This window comes from Leeuwenhoekiella sp. ZYFB001, from assembly GCF_011784865.1.
Classification (GTDB): Bacteria; Bacteroidota; Bacteroidia; order Flavobacteriales; family Flavobacteriaceae; genus Leeuwenhoekiella; species Leeuwenhoekiella palythoae.
The window spans coordinates 2,953,656-2,975,477 of sequence record NZ_CP050460.1; the positions used below are offsets into that span (position 1 = coordinate 2,953,656).

Sequence of the window (21,822 nt, forward strand, 5' to 3'; positions counted from 1 at the left end):
CTTAGGTGGTTTTCCCTATCGTTTTCATATTAATTTAAGGTGAATACAGTAAACCTGCGCAATGATCTTTTGAAGCTCCTGTAACACACTTGAGTACATTGTTTGTGTTGCGTAAACGCAAAACACCCATAAAAGCAAAAATCAATGCTTCTTTAAATTCGATGAGGCTCGCTTCAGGCACGATCAGCTTATGCTGCACAAGATTTTGGGTGGTAGCTATAAGATGTTTGTTATACGCACCACCACCGGTTACTAATATTCCATTTTTTGCTGCTGGCAGTTGGGCGAACGTTTGTGCAAGCTGAACCGCAATATGCTGCGTAAAGGTTGCAATAAGATCTTCTACCGAGGCATCGCTCGCGTTGAGTATAGGAAAAATTTTGGCTTTCACCCATTCAAGACCCAAGGATTTTGGGCCGGTTTGCGAATAAAACGGTAACGCATTCAGTTGATCTAAAGCAGCTGTGTCAATCTTTCCACTTTTAGCAATCTGACCGTCCTTATCAAAAGGCAGCCCAAGTTTACGAGTGAGTTGATTGAGCACGATATTAGCCGGACACGTATCAAAAGCTATACGCACTTCTCCCATCTGAAAAGATAAATTTGCAAACCCGCCAATATTTAAACACGCATCATACTTGTGAAACAAGAGTTGATCTCCAATAGGCACTAACGGTGCTCCTTGCCCACCTAAAGCCACATCCTCAACTCTAAAATCACAAACTACCAGATTATTGCAAAGCTTTGCCAATTCTGGGCGATTGCCGATTTGATAAGTAATTCCCTGAGCTGGTTGATGTAAAATGGTATGACCGTGAGAGGCAATCGCGTCTATATGTTTCAACGGATTTCTAGCCCGAAAATCTTGTATTAGGGTTGCCAAATAAGCCGTATATTCTTGATCTAAACTTGCCAAGGCTGACTGAGGCAGGTCTACGGCATTTTGTAAGCGTGTAACCCACTCTGTTTCGTAAGGTATAGTCTCGCAAGAAAGCAGTTCGTACTGCCAATGCTTGGTTTTCGTAAAGCGCACATAAGCAAGATCAACTCCGTCTAAAGAGGTTCCGCTCATCACACCGAGCATTAAATAAGTGGTTGAATTCATAAAATGAATTATGCTTTTTCCTAAAAACTAGCTATAATTATAAAGAATATTTAAATTACGGCATATTTATCATTAGTTTTTGAATTTTCTATAAATTAATTGGTTTAATTTACAAAGTGTTATGCAAGCATAATAAATTGATTAATTTATACCCAAATAACACCTTTATATTTTAAACTGAACACAATTTAAGAAAACGATATAGTACAATCTAAAAGCACAAGTTAATATGGACTTTAGTTTAAGTGAAGAGCATTTAATGATTCGGGACGCAGCTCGCGAATTTGCTCAAAATGAATTACTACCCGGAGTGATTGAGCGCGATGAGCAGCAGCATTTCCCTAAAGAATTGATCAAGAAAATGGGCGAAATGGGATTCTTAGGAATGATGGCACCAACCGAGTTTGGCGGTGGCGGTATGGATACTATCTCTTATGTTCTAGTCATGGAAGAATTATCTAAGATAGATGCTTCTGCCTCGGTGATTGTTTCGGTTAATAATAGTTTGGTTAATTATGGTTTGGCAAATTACGGCAGTCAGGCTCAAAAAGAAAAGTACCTTTCTAAATTAACGACCGGTGAAAAATTAGGCGCATTCTGTTTAAGCGAACCAGAAGCAGGAAGTGATGCTACTTCTCAAAAAACCACCGCGATCGACAAAGGTGACCACTACATTTTAAACGGAACCAAGAACTGGATCACTAACGGCGGTTCTGCAGATTATTACTTAGTCATCGCTCAGACAGATAAAGAAAAGAAACATCGCGGCATCAATGCTTTTATTGTTGAAAAAGGCTGGGAAGGTTTTGAAGTAGGCCCTAAAGAGCAAAAACTAGGAATTCGCGGAAGCGACACGCATTCGCTGATTTTTAACGACGTAAAAGTCCCCAAAGAAAATCGCATTGGTGAGGACGGCTTTGGGTTTAAGTTCGCTATGAAAACATTAAGCGGCGGTCGCATAGGTATAGCAGCGCAAGCGCTAGGTATTGCGGCCGGAGCCTATGAATTGGCTCGTGATTACTCAAAAGTGCGCAAAGCTTTTGGCACTGAAATTTGCAACCATCAAGCCATCGCTTTTAAGCTTGCTGATATGAATGTGGAGATCGAAGCTGCACGTCATTTAGTAATGAAAGCAGCCTGGGATAAAGATCAAGGAAACAACTATGATATTTCGAGCGCAATGGCCAAACTTTATGCTTCTAAAGTTGCCATGGATGTTACTGTTGAAGCGGTACAAGTACACGGAGGAAATGGTTTTGTCAAAGAATACCACGTTGAACGCTTGATGCGTGATGCCAAGATCACTCAGATCTATGAAGGCACTTCAGAAATTCAAAAGATCGTAATCTCTAGAGGTTTACTGAGCTAGCACAAACAAACTTCTTTAATACAAAAGCCTTGAGGTTTAATACCTCAAGGCTTTTTTTACGCACTTACTTTAGCACTACATTATATGATTTTGGCGTGTTAAACTTTCGGCTAAACCAAAAAAAAGCCCGTTTGGCAACGGACTTTAAACTATTGATTCTCGTATTCTATTTGGCAAAATAGATATAAATACCAACTACGATCAGACAGATCACAATACCCACCTGATTCACGTATTTATACGGCTCTATAGAAACCTTTTTAGTGTACTCAAGTACAAATGGTTCCTTTCTAGGAACTACTTTGCCTATAAGCAACATGATAATAATATTAGTCACAAACAGGATCGCCATCACGTGCAGATAGTGCGGATAATTCTCCTCGCCAAAGTAAGGTTTCATCACAAACTGACTGATGATATACAGAATAGAACCTGAAACAATCCCAATTTTTGCTGCAATAGCTGGAACACGTTTCGTGAAATAACCTACAACAATTATGGTAAAAATTGGAATACTGTAAATACCGTTGATTTCTTGTAAATAGCTGAATAAACTTCCGGCGTTTGCAATCAAAGGCGCAATAAACATCGCAGCTAGCGCAAGACATACTCCAAAGATCTTTCCGTATTTAACTACCACACTTTCTGAAGCTTCTTTGTTAATATGCTGCTTATAAATATCAATACCGAATAAGGTTACAGAACTGTTCAACACACTATTAAACGAACTCAAAATAGCTCCAAACAATACCGCAGCAAAGAATCCCATTAACGGCTTTGGAAGCACTGCACGCACCAATTCAGGATATGCAAGATCACTGCTTGCTAATCCACCTTCAAAATAATAATATGCGATCATCCCAGGTAATACCAAAATAATCGGACCTAAGATCTTTAAGAACGCTGCAAGCAGAAGTCCTTTTTGACCTTCAGCTAAACTTTTTGCGCCTAATCCTCTTTGAATGATTTGCTGGTTGGTTCCCCAGTAGAATAACTGTACAAGCATCATCCCGGTAAAAATTGTAGCAAAAGGCACTTCCTGTCCCGGTTCGCCGGTAGAATCAAAACGCTCTGGATTTGCATCAACTAAAGTGCTTAACCCTTCTAGAACGCTTCCGTCACCAATAGCCATCAAACCAAAAACAGGAATCATTACCCCGCCGATGATCAATCCTACTGCATTGATACTATCAGATACCGCAACCGCTTTGAGTCCGCCAAAAACCGCATAAATAGAACCAATGATCCCGATTCCCCAAATACAAATTACAAGTGCCGTAGTATCTGAAACGCCCAGTAAGGTGGGTACGTCAAACATACCGCTGATGGCTACAGAACCAGAGTATAAAATCACGGGCAGTAAAACCACAACATAACCGGTTAAAAACAGGCCTGAGGTGATGGTCTTGGTCGTGGTATCAAAACGTTCCGCTAAAAATTGCGGTACTGTGGTGATCCCTCCTTTTAAATAGCGCGGCAATAAAAAGATCGCCGTTACAACGATAGAGAGTGCTGCCAGCGTTTCCCAGGCCATTACAGATAAACCGTCTTTATAAGCGCTTCCGTTTAAACCTACGATCTGCTCAGTAGATAAGTTGGTTAAGAGTAAAGAACCTGCGATCACTCCGGCGGTTAAACTACGTCCACCTAAAAAGTAACCGTCAGAGGTAGATTCATCAGATTTTCGAACAGCCAACCATGAAATGACCGCTACTAAAATGGTAAATGCTAAAAAGGAAATTAATGCCATAAATTTAAGTTTATCAAACTACACCGTTGTAGTTAGGTGTTATGAATGCTCATTTTTTCTGCCTCCAAATGTAAACTAAACGATTTGGTATTTATTAAAAATAGGGCTCAAAAAATGTCAAAACCCTACAAAAATGCGTCAATTTTTATTCACCACAAGATTTTGTTGTGTTTTTTAAAAGCGCGATTAATCAAAGTCTTCCAAAAACTAATTGCCCTATTCACCTTACTTTTTTAAAGTTCAAAATGGTATTGCTCAAAAAGCACCTGAGCGCATCGTTCACACCATCAGTATCTTATTGAATTTCACAAAAATAGTTTAAAAATTTTTAAACGTACAAATTACATTTAATATTATATATGTATCTTTGACATTCATTTACACAACTAATCTAAATCCTCAACGGTATTTTGGAACAGCAAATTACATATTCGCAATCTCCCGAACATATTGCGCAGCTAGGTGCATTTAAAGCCGAGGTTGTTATCAATTCACCAGGTCGCGTCAACCTTATTGGTGAGCATACTGACTATAATAATGGTTTTGTGATGCCTACCGCAATTGATAAAACCATTCAGTTTTATTTAAAAAAGAATGGCACTCCGTCTCAGGCACGCATCACCAGTTTAAACTATGATTCGCATTTTAGTTTTGACGTTGCGACTTATGATCCTAACGGCGTCGAATGGACACGATATATTGTTGGTGTTGTAGAAGAAATTAAAAAACTGGGGCATAGTCTTAAAGGTTTTGATTGTATGATGTACAGCAATCTGCCTATGGGAGCCGGCATCAGTTCTTCAGCGGCCTTAGAATGTGGTTTAGCCAAAGGGCTTAATGAACTTTTTGATTTAGGTTTGACTGATCTGGAAATCATCAAATTATCACAAATGGCCGAGCATAACTATGTAGGCACCAAATGTGGTGTTATGGATCAGTTTGCTTCTGTGATGAGTAGAGAGAACCACGTGATCCAATTGGATTGTCAAAGTCTCGAATATCAATTGCTTCCGTTTGCCATTGAACCTTACAAGTTGCTCCTATTGAACACCAATGTTTCTCACAGTCTGTCTACGAGCGAGTACAATGTACGCAGAGCGGAATGTGAAGCGGGCGTCGCATTGCTACAAAAGTGGTATCCTGAGATCATAACCCTGCGTGATGTAACTTTAGAACAATTGCAAAAACACAAAGCCGATTTTGATCCCGTGGTTTTTAAGCGATGTGAATATGTTTTAGAAGAGAACCAGCGTGTGGCGTTAGCGGCTAAAGCGCTTAAAGCAGAAGATCTAAAAACCTTCGGAACTTTAATGTATGGTTCTCACGAAGGACTTCAGCACAAATATCAAGTGAGTTGTAAAGAATTAGATTTTCTTACCGATTTTTCTAAGAATTATGATGCTGTTTTAGGTTGCCGAATGATGGGCGGTGGTTTTGGTGGCTGTACCATCAATCTAATTCACGAGGACCACATTGACGCCTATGTGGAAGCTGCTAAAAAAGCATATCACAAACAATTCAATATTAAACTCTCTACATTTACAGCAATGCCTGCAAATGGTGGAGAACGTATACACTAAACAATACAAGCCTGATTATGGTAGATTTTAATGATAATTCACACAGACGTTACAACATACTCACAGGAGAATGGATTTTGGTTTCTCCGCACAGAACTAAACGTCCGTGGCAAGGTAAAGAGGAAGATATCGTTGTTGAAGAGCGCCCTTCTTACGATCCCAATTGTTATTTATGCCCCGGAAATGAGCGTGCCGGTGGTCATATCAATGAAAATTACACCGAACCGTGGTCGTTTGTTAATGATTTTGCTGCACTTAAAAATGATGTGCCCCAAGCCAAATTTAAAAGCGGTTTACTTAAAGCTGAATCTGAAAGTGGGATTTGTAAAGTGGTATGTTTCTCGCCTGATCATTCTCTAACACTTCCTGTTATGGATGTTGAAAATATTGACAAAGTCATCGCGCTTTGGCAAAGAGAATATCGCGAATTGGGCAAAAAAAGTGATATCAACCACGTGCAGATCTTTGAAAACAAAGGTGCAACCATGGGATGCAGCAATCCGCACCCACACGGTCAAATTTGGGCGCAGCGCACCATTCCGCAGGAAGTGGCTAAAAAAAACAAACACCTCAGAGAATACTGGAATGATAACGGAGTTAGTCTTTTAGCTGAATATTTAAAAGAAGAGCTTGCCTTGCAAGAGCGTATCATTGTAGAAACCGAATACTTTGTTGCTCTGGTGCCTTATTGGGCAGTATGGCCTTACGAAGTAATGATTCTACCTAAAAAACAACACAGAACTATTTTAACCCTTTCTGAAGCAGAACGTCTCGATTATGCTAAGATCATTAAAGCAGTAACCATTAAATATGACAACCTGTTTAAGATCTCGTTCCCTTACAGTTCAGGAATTCATCAGGCACCCACTGATGGTCAGGATTGGGACTGCTGGCATTTTCATATGTCGTTCTACCCGCCATTACTGCGCTCAGCTACGGTTAAGAAGTTTATGGTAGGCTATGAAATGTTTGCTACACCACAAAGAGACATCACAGCAGAGATGGCTGCAAAAACTTTACGTAATTTAGCAGACACACATTACACTAAAAATTAAAATGTCTACTAAAACCACATTAAAAGGAATTGCAGAACACCTCAACTTATCTATTTCTACAGTCTCAAAAGCATTAGCAGACAGCCCAGAAATAAGTGAGGCTACAAAACTTTTAGTAAAAACAGCAGCCAGACAACTCAAATATCGCCCTAATGCGATGGCTCGGGGATTAAAAAGCAGCCGTACCAATACCCTTGGCGTTGTGATCCCTAACATTATGCATAACTTTTTTGCAAAGGTCATTGTGGGGATGGAAGAAGAAGCCACAAAAAATGGTTACAGTCTGGTTACCTGCATCTCTAACGAATCTCTAGAAAAAGAAAAGCAAAGCCTCAATATGCTGAGCGATGTTTCGGTAGATGCGATTATTATCAGCCTTACTTCTGAGACGCAGGAATCTAACGAAATCGAGCATCTCAATGATGTATTGCATTATGATATTCCGTTAGTGATGTTTGACCGTGCAAATACTGATGTAGCTTGTGATAGCGTGGTAATTAATGATTTCTCCGGAGCTTTTGAAGCCACCAGTTATCTCTATAAAACGGGTTGTAAAAATGTGGCGTTATTGTCTACATTGAGCAATACTTCGGTGGGCAATAAAAGACTCGCGGGATATCAAGCCGCCGTTTCAAAAGAAGAAGGTGCGGTTCCTAAAGTTTTATATACCAAGCTGGCAACGCTGGAACAGGATTTAGGAACTTTTCTTGACAAGAATGAAATAGACGCTCTGATCACCACAGACGAATCTAGCGCGATCTACGCGATGAATACCATTCGCACTAAAGGTTTAGAAGTTCCTAATGATGTAAGTGTTATAGGGTTTACTGACGGAACGCTGGCGCGAAATTATTTCCCATCGGTGACCACAGTAAAGCAACAAGCCGAAATTATGGGAAAAAAGGCAATCGAGATCGCACTTAAAAACATCAACGCCAAAGAAAAAGAAGCACCCAAACAAGAAGTTATAGAAACCGAATTGGTGATTCGTAATAGCACGCGCAAACTTTAAAACATACATTCTTTAAAAAAACACAAAAGCCCAAATCGGATTGATTTGGGCTTTTGTGTTTTACATCGCTTTTCAAATTACTTAATACCGCGAACTTTTTTCTCCCATTTCCATGCAGAGTCAAGTGCATCAGCGAGCGTCAACTCTGATTTCCATCCGAGTTCGTTATTGGCGTGTTCGGTGTCTGCATAGGCTGCAACCACATCACCTTCTCTTCGGTCAACAATCTTATAAGGCAGTTCCACTCCGGAAACTTCTTTAAAAGTATTGATCACTTCAAGCACAGAACTTCCGGTGCCGGTTCCTAAATTAAATACTTCGTAATTGCTTTTATTTTCGCTTTCCACCAAACGTGTTAGCGCCTTTACGTGCGCTTTGGCCAAGTCAACCACGTGAATATAATCACGTACACACGTACCATCTTCGGTAGGGTAATCATTGCCAAACACACTAAGTTCATCACGCAATCCGGCTGCTGTCTGCGTAATAAACGGCACCAAATTCTGCGGAACGCCTAGCGGCAACTCCCCTATTTCTACACTTTCGTGTGCTCCAATCGGATTAAAATAGCGTAACGCTATAGCTTTAAAATTCTCGTAAACTTTAGCCGTGTCTCTAATGATCTCTTCCCCGATCTGCTTAGTATTTCCGTACGGAGATTCCGCAGGTTTTACCGGTGCGCTTTCGGTTATAGGCAATTCATCTGCCTGCCCGTAAACCGTGCACGACGAACTGAATATAAAATTAGCCGAAGCTTTTCCCGTGAGTTCTTTCAACAGATATACTAACGAACTTAGGTTGTTTTCGTAATACAACAAAGGCTTATGAACACTTTCTCCTACTGCCTTTGAAGCTGCAAAATGAATCGCCCCGCTTACGTCTGCATATTTTTTAAAGAAAGCTGAAACCGCGTTACGATCTCTTAGATCCAATTTTTCAAACTCAGGCCTTTTGCCGGTAATGGCTTCTATTCCATCTAAGACATCTTCTGAAGCATTAGACAGATCGTCAATAATGACCACCTCGTATCCTGCATTTTGTAATTCAACTACGGTATGCGAACCTATAAATCCGAGTCCGCCGGTTACTAGTATTTTCAAAATTCTGCTACGTTATTTTCAACGGAAAGCTTCTCTAAAGCCTCGTCGATGTTAAAATCTTTGAGTGAGTCGATGACCATATCAGGACCAAATGCATACGTACCTATTTCCTCTTGCTTCGAAACCCCAGAAAGGGTGAGAATGGTTTTATATCCCATCTGGATAGAACCCAAAATATCAGTATCCATCGTGTCTCCTATTACTATGGTTTGATCTGTGGTCAAGCCTAATTTTTTTCGAGCGGCACGCATCATTACAGGACTAGGTTTTCCGACAGAAAAGGCTTTACGCCCGGTGGCTTCCTCTATCATTTTTACGATCGCTTTGATTCCTAGATTAGACCAACCAATTTTCTTAGGCGAAGGGTCTAAATTGGTTGCGATCAGTTTAGCGCCACCAAGTATCATATCTACAGCATTGTTTGCCATTTCTAAAGTGAAATTTCGACCTTCTCCCACCACAACATAATCAGGGTCTTGAGTTACTAAGCTGTACCCATTTTCGTGTAAACTACTAAGAAGTCCACCTTCACCAAGAACGTAAGCTGTTCCGTTAGGCTTTGTAAACCCTAAAAACCAAGCGGTTGCCATAGCACTGGTGTACACATTCTCTTCCTTAATATGAATTCCCATCGGGCGTAATTTATTTACGACATCAATAGGACTACGTTGACTGTTATTGGTCATAAACAAGAACGGAATCTCCCGATCTTGCAATGTTTGTATAAATGTATCTGCTCCCGGAATCAAGTCATTACCGCTGTAAATGACTCCGTCCATATCTATTAAAAATCCTTTGTCCATTGGGCTATTTATTTAAACGTAAAAATAACGTTTAATTTTTAAGAGCTAGAAAGCTTAAGCAGAAATTTAGCTAAGAATCTCAGATTCATAAAAATGCGTTGCATCGTATAACAACTCGTCAAGCTTCTTATTTTCAAAAGCAACGCGCTCTTCATCCCAATCTAAATAGTTGATAAAATCTTGAACAGCTATTTGACGGTATTGCTCTACCGTATCGATATTGAAATAAAGTCGGCCCGTGCGTCGCACAAAGAAATCTGCCAGACTGTTGGTCATTTCATAATTTACACTGTACCATAATTCGGCACGCAACAAACGATCATTTACATCTGAATCTCTAAAATAATTGATCTTATTCTTGATAACATCGGTCTGCTTGCCGTAAGTAGAGACAAGGTACCAAGCTTTAAAAGCAGCGTTGTCAATTTGCATAAATTCTAACTCCTGCTGTAAGTAGTTTTGATAATCTTCTACCTCTTGGGTATTCCGCATTGCGTGAGAAGTCAAGGCAATATGCTGAGTGCGCGACTCATCATAGGTTTTGCCAAACTTCTCTTTAAGTCGCTTACTTACTGTTTCGTTTACACGTTGGGCCATTTTACGGTATCCGGTAAGTTTTCCGCCGGCAATAGAGATCAAGCCACTTTTACTAATAAATGTTTCATCCTTACGCGATAATTCTGAAGGATCTTTCTCATCCTCGTGAATGAGTGGTCGAAGTCCTGCCCAGCTCGACTCGATATCTTCTTCGGTCAAATTAATATCAGGGAAGGTTCCGTTTACGGCATCAAGCAAATATTTAATATCGGCTTGGGTAGCCACTACTCTATCTAAACTTCCGGAATAATTGGTATCTGTGGTTCCCACATAGGTCACTCTACCTCGCGGAATCGCAAAAATCATACGTCCGTCTGGAACGTCAAAATAGAGCGATTGATGAACGGGTAATTTTTCCTTCGGAAAGACCAAATGCACTCCTTTAGTCAAATGCAAATGCTTGTTGTTCATCGACTCATCTTTCTTCCTAAGCTTATCAACCCAAGGGCCGGTGGCAGAAACAAACGTTCTTCCTTCTACCTCAAAGGTTTTTCCTGTGTTATGATCCTTGCAGTTAACCGCGGTGATCTTGCCTTTATAGTTGTACACAAAATCTTCCATCTCGCAGTAGTTGAGGCAAATCGCACCAAAACCAGCGGCTTTTTTCATCAACTCAATAGTAAGACGAGCATCGTCAGTTCTATATTCCGCATAAAAACCACCACCCAGCAAAGTGCTCTCATCAAGAATGGGTTCGCGCTCGAGCGTCTCTTCTTTGGTCAACATACGACGTTTATCTTCGTCATCTACATTGGCAAGCAAGTCATAAACTTTCAGCCCTATAGAAGTCAAAAATTTACCATACTGCCCACCCTCAATAAGTGGTAGGAGCATTTTCTCAGGCACCACAAGGTGCGGCGCCAACTTGTGTACGATGGCACGCTCTGTCCCTGATTCTTTGACCAGACCGATTTCCATTTGCTTTAAATAGCGCAAACCGCCGTGTACCAATTTGGTACTTTTATTACTAGTTCCTGAAGCGAAATCATTTTTCTCGATCAGGCAAACGCTCATACCGCGGGTCGCTGCATCGAGCGCGATCCCCGCTCCGGTAACTCCGCCACCAATGATGACCAAATCAAATTTTTTCTTCTTCGCTTTTTTGATATAACGCTTACGATCCCGCACGCTAAAACGTAGAGGCTCTTTTTCCTTTTCGATGGTTTCTGCATAACCAGAGCGTGTGCGCATCACCGCAAGCTCCCAGCCTTCTTGCTTGTGGTTACGCGTTCTTACATCCATTTGAGGTTCAAAAACCTGATCAGCACTGCGCAATGTAGCAATGTCTTTTTGGGTCCAAATACCCACTTTGATTCCCGCTAATAAGGCCGCACCCCAGGCGGTAACTTCAAGCATTTCTGGGCGATCTACCTGCGCATCTAAAAGATCTGCTTGAAATTGCATCAAGTAATCATTAGCACAAGCGCCACCGTCAACCTTCAGAGTTTTTATTTGCTTACCACTGTCTTCTTCCATCGCTTTAATCAAGTCGGTTACTTGATAGGCAAGCGCTTCAACCGTAGCTTTTACTAGTTCTTTGCGACCTGTTGAAAAGGTCAATCCTTGAATACTTCCTTTCGCATTTCCGTCCCAATATGGAGCTCCAAGACCGTTGAATGCAGGAACAAAAAACAGATCTTCAAGCGGCGGAATGCTTTGACAAATCGCATTAGTTTCTTCAGCATTCTCAATAATTCCTACCTGATCCCGCAACCATTGGATTGAAGCTCCTCCCACAAATACACTTCCTTCTAGAGCATATTTTGGCTTTTTATCTTCGAGCGTGCAGCATAAGGTTGTTATGAGTCCGTTTTTAGAAAACGAAGGTTTTTTTCCGGTGTTCAAAAGCATAAAACAACCAGTTCCATAGGTGTTTTTTGCCATTCCTGATTTGTAACCGCCTTGCCCAAAAAGCGCCGCCTGTTGATCACCGGCAACTCCATAAATAGGAAAATCAAATTCCTGATACGTTATCGTCCCAAAATCTGAAGATGAAGGTTGCACTTTAGGCAACATTTTTTTCGGAATAGTCAATTCCTCAAGCAACTCCTGATCCCAAGCCATATCTTTAATATTGTACAGCATGGTTCGGCACGCGTTAGTATGGTCAGTACGGTGTTTGCCGGTGAACTTGTAGATCAACCAGCTATCTACCGTACCAAAGAGCAGATCACCAGCTTCGGCTTTTTCACGCGCTCCTTCTACATTATCAAGAATCCACTTTATTTTAGTTGCCGAAAAATAACTGTCAATTACCAGTCCGGTGTTTTTAAGAATATATCTTGAAAGGCCGCGCTCCCGCAAGCCTTCGCAAATCGCTTCGGTACGCTTATCTAACCAGCAGATCGCGTTGTAAACCGGTTTTCCAGTTTTCTTATCCCATACAACAGTAGTCTCACGCTGATTGGTGATTCCAATTCCTTTTATTGCATCAAGCGGAACTTTTGCTTTTTGGACCACCGCCTCAAAAACTTCCTTTTGATCATTAAAGATCATTTCCGGATCGTGTTCTACCCAACCGGACTTCGGATAATATTGTTTCAATTCCTTTTGTGAAATAGCAACAACCTTACCGTGCTCATCAAATAAAATGGCCCGAGTACTGGTTGTGCCCTGATCAAAAGCGATGATATATGAAGTTTCCATTTATAAAAATTTATACGTGATGGTATGCTTATACTGTTCTCCCGGTTTTAAAACCGTTGACGGAAAATTGGGATGGTTGGGCGTATCCGGGAAAAACTGTGGTTCTAAACACAAGGCCGGCGAAGGCCCTTGAATCGTTCCTGTCTTGTTCTCTATCTTTTCAATTCCGTTGGCGCTATAAAACTGTATCCCCGGTTGGGTGCAGTACAATTCCATTTTAGGTATTCCCGAAGGTGCAGCAAGTACTGCAGCCGGTACTTCTTTACTGTATTTTTCAAGAACATAATTATGATCATAACCGCCTTCAAGTTGCGCAAGCGGCTGTTCTAAAACACGAAGTTCACGCAGATCAAACGGCGTATTCTCCACCGGTTTAACGCTACCGTCAGGAACGTTTTGCTCTGTTTTGGGTAAAATCCCTTCTCCGTTAATCAATAGTTGATGCTTTGCAATGCCTTCCCCACTTGACGGGTTTAAATTGAAATATTCGTGACGGGTAAGATTTACAATAGTTTCTTTATCGGTTGTGGCTTCGAGACGCATTTCTAGCGCATTCTCTTCAGTTAGTTTGACAAACATTTTAGTCTCTAAATTCCCGGGATAGCCTTCTTCACCGTCTTTACTCAAATAAGAAAAAACCACCTCATCTTCCAGCTCAGCAACTTCCCAAATTTTCTTACCGAAACCTTCAAAACCACCGTGAAGATGATTTGTGCCTTCGTTAGCACTCAAAGCAACTTTTTTCCCGTCAAGGCTCACTGTTGCATTAGCGATTCGGTTTGCGCTTCGACCCACCAATTGCCCCATAAAAAAGGTATCTTCTTCATAAGAACGCAAGTCATTATATCCCAAAACCACATCGGTAAATCCGCCGGCGTCCGGAACAATTAATCGTTGTAGTATGGCGCCATAGGTGATGAAATGTGCTTCCATCCCTGAGGAGTTTTTCAGTATTACACTTAAAACGGGATGACCGTCTTGCGTGGTATCAAAGGGTTTTATTGTTATCAAAGGAACGTTGTTTTTTAAAGCTAAATATATGAAATACTAAAGGGAAACGTCACGGAATTACCGCCCTCTTTTAAAGCATGCTGTAATTCACGTGCTTATCGATTCCTTTAAAATCAAACCAAAAAAAGCGTTTCTTCGTAAGTTTTACCAGAACTAAGAAACTGCCTTTTTAATACCTCAGAATGAAATTTCACCTGCTTCTCGCTCTTCTACTTCCTCTTTTAGGCTTCTGCCAGAAAAAATCTATTGATAAACTTCTGGAAACCTACAACACCCGAAGCATTCCTTATATTTCTGTGCAAGAACTCAAAATGAATTTCGAAGCTTACACCATTCTAGACACCCGTAAAAGACAAGAGTTTGAGGTAAGCCATCTTCCGTCAGCGATCTGGGTTGGAGAAAAACCTCAAGATGCATTTTTAGATTCCATATCAAATAAGAAAAAGCCAATCGTAGTGTATTGTACTGTGGGCATCCGTAGTGAAGATTTTGGCGAAAAGCTTGAACGTAAAACCGGCAAAACCGCTTATAATCTCTACGGCGGAATTTTTGCTTGGAAAGACGCAGGCTTTAAAATTGTGGATGCTAAAGGCAAAAGCACTCAAAAAGTACACACCTTTTCAAAAAATTGGGAAGATTATTTAAGTACGGGAATTGTGGTTCATTAAATTTGACTTTTATCAATTAACAACATCTAATGGGTCTATTAAGCAAAAAAGACACCGATTCTGAAAAAGATTTCGAGACAGAATTTCATTTTCCTACCTCAGATAAAGCCCTTTTAATCTTTACCCGCAATCCCGAATTGGGCAAAGTAAAAACCCGACTTGCAGGCGGTGTGGGTGATGTTGCTGCGCTTGATATCTACAAGTTTTTGCTTCGGCACACGGTTAGAATTACCCAAAATTTGAGCGTAGATAAACAGGTTTTTTATTCTGAAAAAATACGTGCTTCAGATTATTGGGATGAAAACACGTTTACCAAAAAATTACAACACGGTGATGATCTGGGAGCCCGAATGCAAAAGGCGTTTTCAGGGACTTTTGCGAGCGGCTATAAAAAAGCGATCATCATTGGCAGCGATATGTATGACCTTTCTCAAAAAGATCTAGAGGAAGCATTTGCAGCAATTGATGAGCACGATTTTGTAGTAGGTCCGGCTGAAGATGGCGGGTATTATTTGCTCGGAATGACCTTCTTAAAGCCAGAACTTTTCAGCAATAAAACTTGGGGCACCGAAACCGTTCTTAAAGACACGCTTGCCGATTTAAGCTCAGAATCTGTTAAATTGCTCGAAACCCGTAATGATGTAGACTATTACGAAGACATAAAAGGTATTGAGGCCTTCAAGCCTTTTTTACCAGAACATTTGAAATAAAAATCCATGAAAAAATTTATTGAAGAATCTGCACAGTTTCTAAAAGAGCGCGGTTTTGAAGCTCCGGAAATCGGTATCATTTTAGGTACCGGTCTTGGCCAATTTGTAGATAAAGTTGAGATCATCAGTTCCGTGAGCTACAACCACATTCCTAACTTCCCGACCGCCACGGTTGAATTCCATACCGGAAAACTGATCTACGGAACTTTAGGTGGAAAAAAAGTGATCGTGATGCAAGGTCGTTTTCATATTTATGAAGGCTACACCCTACGCGATGTGAGTTACCCGGTGCGTGTTATGAACGAACTTGGCATAAAAAAACTACTCATCAGTAATGCAGCCGGAGCGATCAACCTCAACTTCAAAAAGGGTGAGATTATGCTTATTGAAGATCACATCAATCTGCAAGGTGGTTCTCCCCTAGCGTTTAAAGGAGTTGAACAATTAGGTTCACGCTTTACTGATATGAGCGAACCATACGACGTTCCTATGCGCAACATTCTTAAAGATATCGCAAAGACCGAAGGAATCACGTTGCATGAAGGTGTTTATGCATCTGTTGTTGGCCCACAGCTTGAAACCCGCGCCGAATATAGATTCCTTAAGATCATCGGCTCTGACACGGTTGGGATGAGTACCGTTCCAGAAGTGATTGTCGCCAACCACCTCGATTTGCCGGTTGCTGCAGTCTCGGTAATTACCGATGAGTGCGACCCAGAAAACCTGGCACCTGTAGACATTCAAGATATTATGGCTGCCGCCGGAAAAGCAGAACCTGATATGGTTAAACTTTTTACGCAGCTCATTGAAAAACTTTAGGGTTTTTCCGCATTAAAAAAACCACAACACAATTATCTCCGTAACTACTCGTGTAGTTATGCTTTTTATAACTCAAAACAAAAAATCATCATGGCTAACAACAATTATTACGATCCGGCAGACCTGAGAAAATTTGGTAAGATCACCGAATGGAGCGAGGAACTGGGTACAAAATTCTTTGATTACTACGGAAAAGTTTTTGAAGAAGGTGCGCTTACTGCACGAGAGAAGGCGCTTATCGCCCTTGCTGTTGCGCATACCGAGCAATGCCCGTATTGCATCGACGCGTACACCAAAGATACCTTGCAACGTGGCGTGACCAAAGAACAAATGATGGAAGCCATTCACGTGGGTGCTGCGATCAAGAGTGGCGCTACCCTCGTACACGGTACGATGATGATGAATAAAGTGAATAAGCTAGAAATGTAGCACTAAAGGCTATATTCTAGCAACTTAGTCCTATCTTAGTCACTACTGAAAAAGAAAAACAAACGCTTTTATGCCTGCAACTCAAACAAAAAAATCCCTACATAAACGTCACGACGATCTCGCTCAAGCCAATAAACAGCTTGAGGTTTTATCCGGTGGAATTTTTGCCGATGGCGAACTTCCTACGTTTGCCAAAAAGATCAAAGAGACCAATCAATTTCCGTTACGACCTAAAAAACTGGAAATCCTTCAGATCAATGTGGGATATATGTGTAATCAGGTGTGTGAACATTGTCACGTAGATGCCGGTCCAGATCGTAAAGAAATAATGACTTGGGAAACGATGGAGCAGTGTCTGGAAGTGATCAAAAACACCGGCGCACATACACTGGATCTTACCGGTGGTGCTCCTGAAATGAATCCTAATTTCAGACGTTTTGTTGAAGAAGCGAGTAAAGCAGGGATTAAAGATTTTATTGTCCGCAGTAACCTGACGATTATTCGCGCCAATAAGAAATACTACGATCTACCGGAATTTTTCAAGAAACACAATGTACACGTGGTGAGCTCGATGCCGCACTGGACACGTGGTAAAACCGATAAGCAACGTGGTGAAGGTGTATTTGACAAGTCAATTAAAGCTTTACAGGAATTAAATGCCGTAGGTTACGGAATGCCCGACAGCGACTTACGCTTAGACCTTGTTTACAATCCTAACGGCGCTTACCTACCTTCTGATCAAGCAGGAATGGAAAAGGATTTCAAAAAAGCCTTGATGGAAGATTTCGGTATTCAATTTCATAATCTGTTTGCAATTACCAACCTTCCTATCGCACGCTTTCTGGATTACTTGATCGCTTCGGAAAACTACGAGGATTATATGTACCAACTTGTTGAAGCTTACAACCCGGCTGCGGTGGCGAATGTGATGTGTACTAATACGATCTCGATTAGTTGGGACGGCTGGTTGTACGATTGTGATTTCAATCAAATGCTGGATCTTAAAGTAAATTCAAAAGTGAAGCATATTTCAGAGTATAATGAAGATGTGCTAAACGATCGAAATATCATCATTTCACAGCATTGCTACGGCTGTACTGCCGGCGCAGGAAGCAGCTGCCAGGGAACTGTAGCCTAATCTCAAAATAACCAGAAACACGCGTTGCGTTTACCGCCTTATTGAAGACTAATACTGCTATATTAATTTTTGCCCGCTCTGCGGCAGAAGATGCACGACACAAGTCGATGCATAATGGCGTGCAACTTTTTGAAGCGCTCAATCGGCAGACTTTAAAAACGGTAAAACAAAGCGGACTCCCCTTCTTTATTTATTCTGAAAAGAATCAAAAAGGGGCAACGTTTGCTGAACGCTACACACAAGCCTTTACAGAAGTTTATGAGCTGGGTTACGATAATGTCATCAGTATTGGGAATGACAGTCCGCATTTAACCAAACAGCATCTACTCACCGCCGCAAACGAATTGCAAAATTGCCCGATGGTCATTGGTCCTTCCGTTGACGGCGGGTTCTATTTAATGGGTCTAAACAAAGCGCATTTTAATGCACAAGCGCTTTTAGAACTCCCTTGGCAAACCTCAAAACTCACGCAAATCATTCTGCGGAAAGTACGTGAGCAGAAAATTCAGGCTACAATACTTGAGGTGCTGCACGACTTAGATTCGGTTTTTGATGTTGCTGCACTTTTAGATCGCGGGCAACTTCCATATTTGATCAAAAAACTGCTTTTACGCATACATTTTGGAGGGACGCAACCAATCACCAACCAAAAGTTCGTCTTTGATGCCTTTCAGTATCAAAACTACTTCAACAAAGGTTCTCCGGTTAGTTTAAGTATTTAAGACAACATCATTTGTCTCGCGGTGTGCTGTACAATCAAGCCGCTTCCTTTTACTAATCAGAAACAAAAAAATGAAACACCTTTATTTTGGGCTAATGCTCTTGCTGTGTGCAGTTGCCAATAGCCAAACTACCATTTCGGGTACGGTAACCACCTCAAGCGACGGAACGACCGTCCCGTTTGTAAATGTCATTGCCGTCAATACCGATGCTGCTACGATAACCGATGAAAACGGAATGTTTTCGCTGGAAGTTCCTGCTGCAGCCAACGAACTACGCTTTTCAGCAATTGGCTTCATCACCCAAACCTCATCAATCAACGGGCGAACTAGCATCAATATCATTTTACAAGAATCTACTACAGACCTCGATGAAGTAGTCATCACGGCGCTCGGTCTCGAGCGTGAGACTAAAGAGTTGGGCTATGTAGTGCAAACCATCGAGGCAGAAGAAGTTTCTGCGGTAAAAGCGCCTAACTTCCTCGACAATCTTGCAGGAAAATTAGCCGGTGTCACCGTTTCACAAGGCGCTACCGGCGTGGGTTCTTCTTCAAAGATCACCATTCGCGGTGAGGCTTCCTTTTCAAACAACAATCCGCTGTTTATCGTTGACGGAACGCCCATCAATAACAACACGGTTTTTAATGAAAGTAACGAGGCGGCAGCCGGTTTTCAAGAGATCGATTTTGGTAACGGCGCGATGGAAGTCAATCCAGACGATATTGCTTCGGTAAGTGTGCTTAAAGGCCCAAGTGCCGCAGCACTTTATGGTACGCGCGCATCAAACGGTGTGATCATTATTGAAACCAAAAACGGAAGCCAAAGCAAAGGTTTAGGCATCAGCATCAATACTTCGGTTTTTGTAGATACGCCTTTTAAACTTCCTGAATTTCAAAATCAATACGGGCAGGGAAATTCCGGTCAGTTTGAATTTGTTGACGGTTTAGGCGGCGGGGTCAACGACCTTATCTCCTATTCTTGGGGACCGCGTTTAGATCAAGGCACATTGATCGCACAATTTGATTCACCCGTAACTTTACCTGACGGAACGGTCGTTCGCGGTGGAGATACTTCGCTTTACAATGGGATCGCCATCACGCCAACAGCCTTCAATTCACATCCCGATAACCTGAAAGATTTTTACGAGACCGGCGTGACCACGATCAATAATGTGGCGATAGGCAGTGGTTTTGACAAAGGAAACTATCGTATTTCGTTTACCGATTTACGCAGTGAGTCGATCATTCCCGGAGTAAATCTGGACCGCCAAACAGTAGCTACCAAACTGAATTTTAAACCGACAGACAAAACCACGTTTAATGCTTCCATCAGTTATGTAAATTCCGGGAGCGACAACCGTCCTTCTAACGGCTACGGAAGTGAGAACGCCAATTATGCGCTTGTGGCTTGGGGACCGCGCTCGCTAGACATTAACAGCTTGCGTCAATATTGGCAACCGGGATTAGAAGGTGTGCAGCACTACTCCTTCAACTACACGTATTTTGACAATCCGTTTTTTACAATGTATGAAAATCGGAATTCTTTCAACCGGGATCGGGTTTTTGGAAATATTTCTATCAAACAGCAAATCACAGAAAACCTCAGCCTTTCGCTACGTTCGGGAATGGATTATTCTTCAGAAACACGCCAGCTGCGTCGTGCTTTCAGCTCTAACCGTTTTCAAAATGGAGGCTATGCCGAGCACGATGTGTTTTATCGCGAGATCAACACCGATTTCTTACTGAATTACAACAACATCTTTGGCGACTTTTCTCTTGATGTTTCGCTGGGCGGAAACCGTCTGGACCAAAAAGCCAACACCAAACAGTCACAAACAGTGAATCTTGCTCAACCGGGAGTTTTCAATCTGAATAACGCTGCTTCGCCAATTGACGTATTTCAATTTGAATCAAATAAGCGCATCAATTCCCTCTACGGAATTGCAAAACTAGGCTACCGCGACTTTTTATTTTTAGACCTTACCGGCCGTAATGACTGGTCAAGTGCGCTTGCCACACCGTTTTCGGTAGATGGGACTTCGTTCTTTTACCCTTCGGCATCGGCGAGTTTTATTCTTTCTGAAGTTGCTGAGTTACCCAAAGCTTTTTCCTATGCGCAACTTCGCGCGAGCGTAGCTCAAGTGGGTAACGATACGCAGCCTTATCAAACCAGCGGTGCGTTTATTTCACAAACGGCTTACAATGGGCAACCCACTTTCAGCAATCAAAATTTCATACCGAATGCTAATCTGAGACCTGAGCAAACTACCTCCTATGAAGTTGGTGCCGACATCCGATTTCTTAAAGATCGTATTCGATTAGATGCGACCTATTACAACGCGTTGACCAAAGATCAGATTATTTCACTACCCATCGCGATCTCCTCAGGATACAATCAGCAGGTGGTGAATGGCGGTGAAGTGCGCACCCAAGGAGTCGAACTTATCGCAGATCTCACACCGATTCTGACCGCTAATTTTAAATGGAATACTACATTCAATTTTAGTAGTAATGCGTCGAGAGTAGAAAGTTTACCACAAGCTGACGGAAGGCTGACCTTGGCTTACAGCCGAATTTACGACAGTGCCAACCAGACCGTTTGGTTTCAGGTAGAAGAAGGCGGAAAAATTGGCGATATCTACGGAACCGGCTATCAAAAAACCGAAGACGGCCAGTTTATCCTAACTCCTTCCGGAAGCTATATTGCAGATAATAACCTCAAAAAAATAGGAAACTACACCCCTGACTTTATGCTAGGTTGGAACAACAGCTTCAGCTATAAAAATTGGAATTTGAGCTTCTTATTTGACTGGCGACAAGGCGGCGAACTCGTTTCACGTACGCGCGCTTTGGGAACTGTGGGTGGCCAACTTGCAAAAACAGCCAATCGCCCTGTAGAAGGTATTGTTCCGGAAGGTGTAGTTAATACAGGAACAGCAGAAAATCCGCAATATGTACAAAATACTACAGCGGTTTCTGCAGAAACCTATTACCGCCAATTTTACGATCGCAACCACGAAGAAAACAATATTTATGACGCTTCGTACCTAAAGCTTCGTCAGTTTTCAGTGGGGTATACTTTTAATCTAAAGGATGGCTTTTTAGGCTTAAGTAACGGGATGGACATCGACTTGTCGCTTGTGGGGCGCAACCTCTTTGCCTTTTCAGAAATACCACATTTTGATCCTGAGCAACTCGCAGTACAAGGCACCGGCTTTGTAAGCGGTGTGGAAGATATGAGCTACGCCACCACGCGCAGTATTGGTTTAAAAGCAGGCTTTAATTTCTAAGGCTTGAAGCCTATCAAAACTA

At 41.7% G+C, this 21,822-nt stretch carries 17 protein-coding genes; 11 read left to right on the forward strand and 6 right to left on the reverse strand.

Features of this window, described 5'->3' with window-relative positions; all coding sequences use genetic code 11:
* Positions 1-34 precede the first annotated feature (34 nt).
* Positions 35-1,105, reverse strand: coding sequence for an anhydro-N-acetylmuramic acid kinase (locus tag HCN54_RS12765; RefSeq protein WP_167598095.1), 1,071 nt, complete (start codon positions 1,103-1,105; stop codon positions 35-37).
* A gap of 229 nt (positions 1,106-1,334) precedes the next feature.
* On the opposite strand from HCN54_RS12765, the gene HCN54_RS12770 reads away from it, so the two are divergent.
* A complete protein-coding gene (locus HCN54_RS12770) occupies positions 1,335-2,474 on the forward strand; it encodes an acyl-CoA dehydrogenase (protein WP_072983226.1) in 1,140 nt (379 codons plus the stop codon).
* Between the two features lie 166 nt (positions 2,475-2,640).
* Here HCN54_RS12770 and HCN54_RS12775 read toward each other — a convergent pair whose 3' ends face one another.
* Positions 2,641-4,224, reverse strand: a complete 1,584-nt coding sequence (locus tag HCN54_RS12775) for a solute:sodium symporter family transporter (protein WP_167598096.1) — start codon at positions 4,222-4,224, stop codon at positions 2,641-2,643.
* Positions 4,225-4,634: 410 nt separating this feature from the next.
* Between HCN54_RS12775 and galK the strand changes: the two genes are divergently transcribed.
* Genes galK through HCN54_RS12790 form a run of 3 tightly spaced genes read left to right on the forward strand, consistent with a single transcriptional unit; the run spans position 4,635 to position 7,871 of the window.
* Positions 4,635-5,804 (forward strand): galactokinase, encoded by a 1,170-nt coding sequence (gene galK, locus HCN54_RS12780; RefSeq protein WP_240924886.1) that lies wholly within the window; start codon positions 4,635-4,637, stop codon positions 5,802-5,804.
* 17 nt (positions 5,805-5,821) lie between these two features.
* Positions 5,822-6,859 (forward strand): UDP-glucose--hexose-1-phosphate uridylyltransferase, encoded by a 1,038-nt coding sequence (locus HCN54_RS12785; RefSeq protein ID WP_072983222.1) that lies wholly within the window; start codon positions 5,822-5,824, stop codon positions 6,857-6,859.
* Between the two features lies 1 nt (position 6,860).
* On the forward strand, positions 6,861-7,871 hold the full coding sequence (locus HCN54_RS12790; RefSeq protein WP_167598097.1) for a LacI family DNA-binding transcriptional regulator: 1,011 nt from the start codon (positions 6,861-6,863) through the stop codon (positions 7,869-7,871).
* A gap of 77 nt (positions 7,872-7,948) precedes the next feature.
* Here the strand turns inward: HCN54_RS12790 and galE are convergent, their stop codons facing one another.
* From galE to HCN54_RS12810, 4 genes are all read right to left on the reverse strand, one after another.
* Positions 7,949-8,971: a UDP-glucose 4-epimerase GalE gene (gene galE, locus HCN54_RS12795; RefSeq protein WP_167598098.1), complete on the reverse strand. Its 1,023-nt coding sequence runs from the start codon at positions 8,969-8,971 to the stop codon at positions 7,949-7,951.
* On the reverse strand, positions 8,968-9,774 hold the full coding sequence (locus HCN54_RS12800; RefSeq protein ID WP_167598099.1) for an HAD-IIA family hydrolase: 807 nt from the start codon (positions 9,772-9,774) through the stop codon (positions 8,968-8,970). The genes galE and HCN54_RS12800 overlap by 4 nt, the downstream gene beginning before the upstream one ends.
* Before the next feature lie 66 nt (positions 9,775-9,840).
* Positions 9,841-13,017, reverse strand: a complete 3,177-nt coding sequence (gene glpK, locus HCN54_RS12805) for a glycerol kinase GlpK (protein WP_167598100.1) — start codon at positions 13,015-13,017, stop codon at positions 9,841-9,843.
* Positions 13,018-14,028 (reverse strand): aldose epimerase family protein, encoded by a 1,011-nt coding sequence (locus tag HCN54_RS12810; protein WP_167598101.1) that lies wholly within the window; start codon positions 14,026-14,028, stop codon positions 13,018-13,020.
* A 182-nt stretch (positions 14,029-14,210) separates the two neighbouring features.
* Here HCN54_RS12810 and HCN54_RS12815 point away from each other — a divergent pair, with 182 nt between their 5' ends.
* From HCN54_RS12815 to HCN54_RS12845, 7 genes are all read left to right on the forward strand, one after another.
* Positions 14,211-14,696 carry a rhodanese-like domain-containing protein gene (locus HCN54_RS12815; RefSeq protein ID WP_167598102.1) on the forward strand — a complete coding sequence of 162 codons (486 nt, stop codon included), beginning with the start codon at positions 14,211-14,213 and terminating at the stop codon, positions 14,694-14,696.
* A gap of 29 nt (positions 14,697-14,725) precedes the next feature.
* On the forward strand, positions 14,726-15,406 hold the full coding sequence (locus HCN54_RS12820) for a TIGR04282 family arsenosugar biosynthesis glycosyltransferase (RefSeq protein WP_167598103.1): 681 nt from the start codon (positions 14,726-14,728) through the stop codon (positions 15,404-15,406).
* Between the two features lie 6 nt (positions 15,407-15,412).
* The gene (locus HCN54_RS12825; protein WP_167598104.1) at positions 15,413-16,225 is read left to right on the forward strand and encodes a purine-nucleoside phosphorylase; all 813 of its coding nucleotides are present in this window, start codon (positions 15,413-15,415) and stop codon (positions 16,223-16,225) included.
* Positions 16,226-16,315: 90 nt separating this feature from the next.
* Positions 16,316-16,654: an arsenosugar biosynthesis-associated peroxidase-like protein gene (locus HCN54_RS12830; protein WP_040532960.1), complete on the forward strand. Its 339-nt coding sequence runs from the start codon at positions 16,316-16,318 to the stop codon at positions 16,652-16,654.
* Between the two features lie 70 nt (positions 16,655-16,724).
* Positions 16,725-17,792 carry an arsenosugar biosynthesis radical SAM (seleno)protein ArsS gene (arsS, locus tag HCN54_RS12835; RefSeq protein WP_072983208.1) on the forward strand — a complete coding sequence of 356 codons (1,068 nt, stop codon included), beginning with the start codon at positions 16,725-16,727 and terminating at the stop codon, positions 17,790-17,792.
* A gap of 41 nt (positions 17,793-17,833) precedes the next feature.
* Positions 17,834-18,514: a DUF2064 domain-containing protein gene (locus HCN54_RS12840; protein ID WP_167598105.1), complete on the forward strand. Its 681-nt coding sequence runs from the start codon at positions 17,834-17,836 to the stop codon at positions 18,512-18,514.
* 70 nt (positions 18,515-18,584) lie between these two features.
* On the forward strand, positions 18,585-21,800 hold the full coding sequence (locus HCN54_RS12845) for a SusC/RagA family TonB-linked outer membrane protein (protein WP_167598106.1): 3,216 nt from the start codon (positions 18,585-18,587) through the stop codon (positions 21,798-21,800).
* The last annotated feature ends 22 nt before the right edge of the window (positions 21,801-21,822 follow it).

Coding starts and splice junctions, on each gene's coding strand:
- HCN54_RS12770 (WP_072983226.1), top strand. CDS start 1,335: ATGGACTTTAGTTTAAGTGAAGAGCATTTAATGATTCGGGACGCAGCT.
- HCN54_RS12815 (WP_167598102.1), top strand. CDS start 14,211: ATGAAATTTCACCTGCTTCTCGCTCTTCTACTTCCTCTTTTAGGCTTC.
- arsS (WP_072983208.1), top strand. CDS start 16,725: ATGCCTGCAACTCAAACAAAAAAATCCCTACATAAACGTCACGACGAT.
- HCN54_RS12820 (WP_167598103.1), top strand. CDS start 14,726: ATGGGTCTATTAAGCAAAAAAGACACCGATTCTGAAAAAGATTTCGAG.
- HCN54_RS12830 (WP_040532960.1), top strand. CDS start 16,316: ATGGCTAACAACAATTATTACGATCCGGCAGACCTGAGAAAATTTGGT.
- HCN54_RS12790 (WP_167598097.1), top strand. CDS start 6,861: ATGTCTACTAAAACCACATTAAAAGGAATTGCAGAACACCTCAACTTA.
- glpK (WP_167598100.1), bottom strand. CDS start 13,017: ATGGAAACTTCATATATCATCGCTTTTGATCAGGGCACAACCAGTACT.
- HCN54_RS12845 (WP_167598106.1), top strand. CDS start 18,585: ATGAAACACCTTTATTTTGGGCTAATGCTCTTGCTGTGTGCAGTTGCC.
- HCN54_RS12800 (WP_167598099.1), bottom strand. CDS start 9,774: ATGGACAAAGGATTTTTAATAGATATGGACGGAGTCATTTACAGCGGT.
- HCN54_RS12785 (WP_072983222.1), top strand. CDS start 5,822: ATGGTAGATTTTAATGATAATTCACACAGACGTTACAACATACTCACA.
- HCN54_RS12825 (WP_167598104.1), top strand. CDS start 15,413: ATGAAAAAATTTATTGAAGAATCTGCACAGTTTCTAAAAGAGCGCGGT.
- HCN54_RS12775 (WP_167598096.1), bottom strand. CDS start 4,224: ATGGCATTAATTTCCTTTTTAGCATTTACCATTTTAGTAGCGGTCATT.
- HCN54_RS12765 (WP_167598095.1), bottom strand. CDS start 1,105: ATGAATTCAACCACTTATTTAATGCTCGGTGTGATGAGCGGAACCTCT.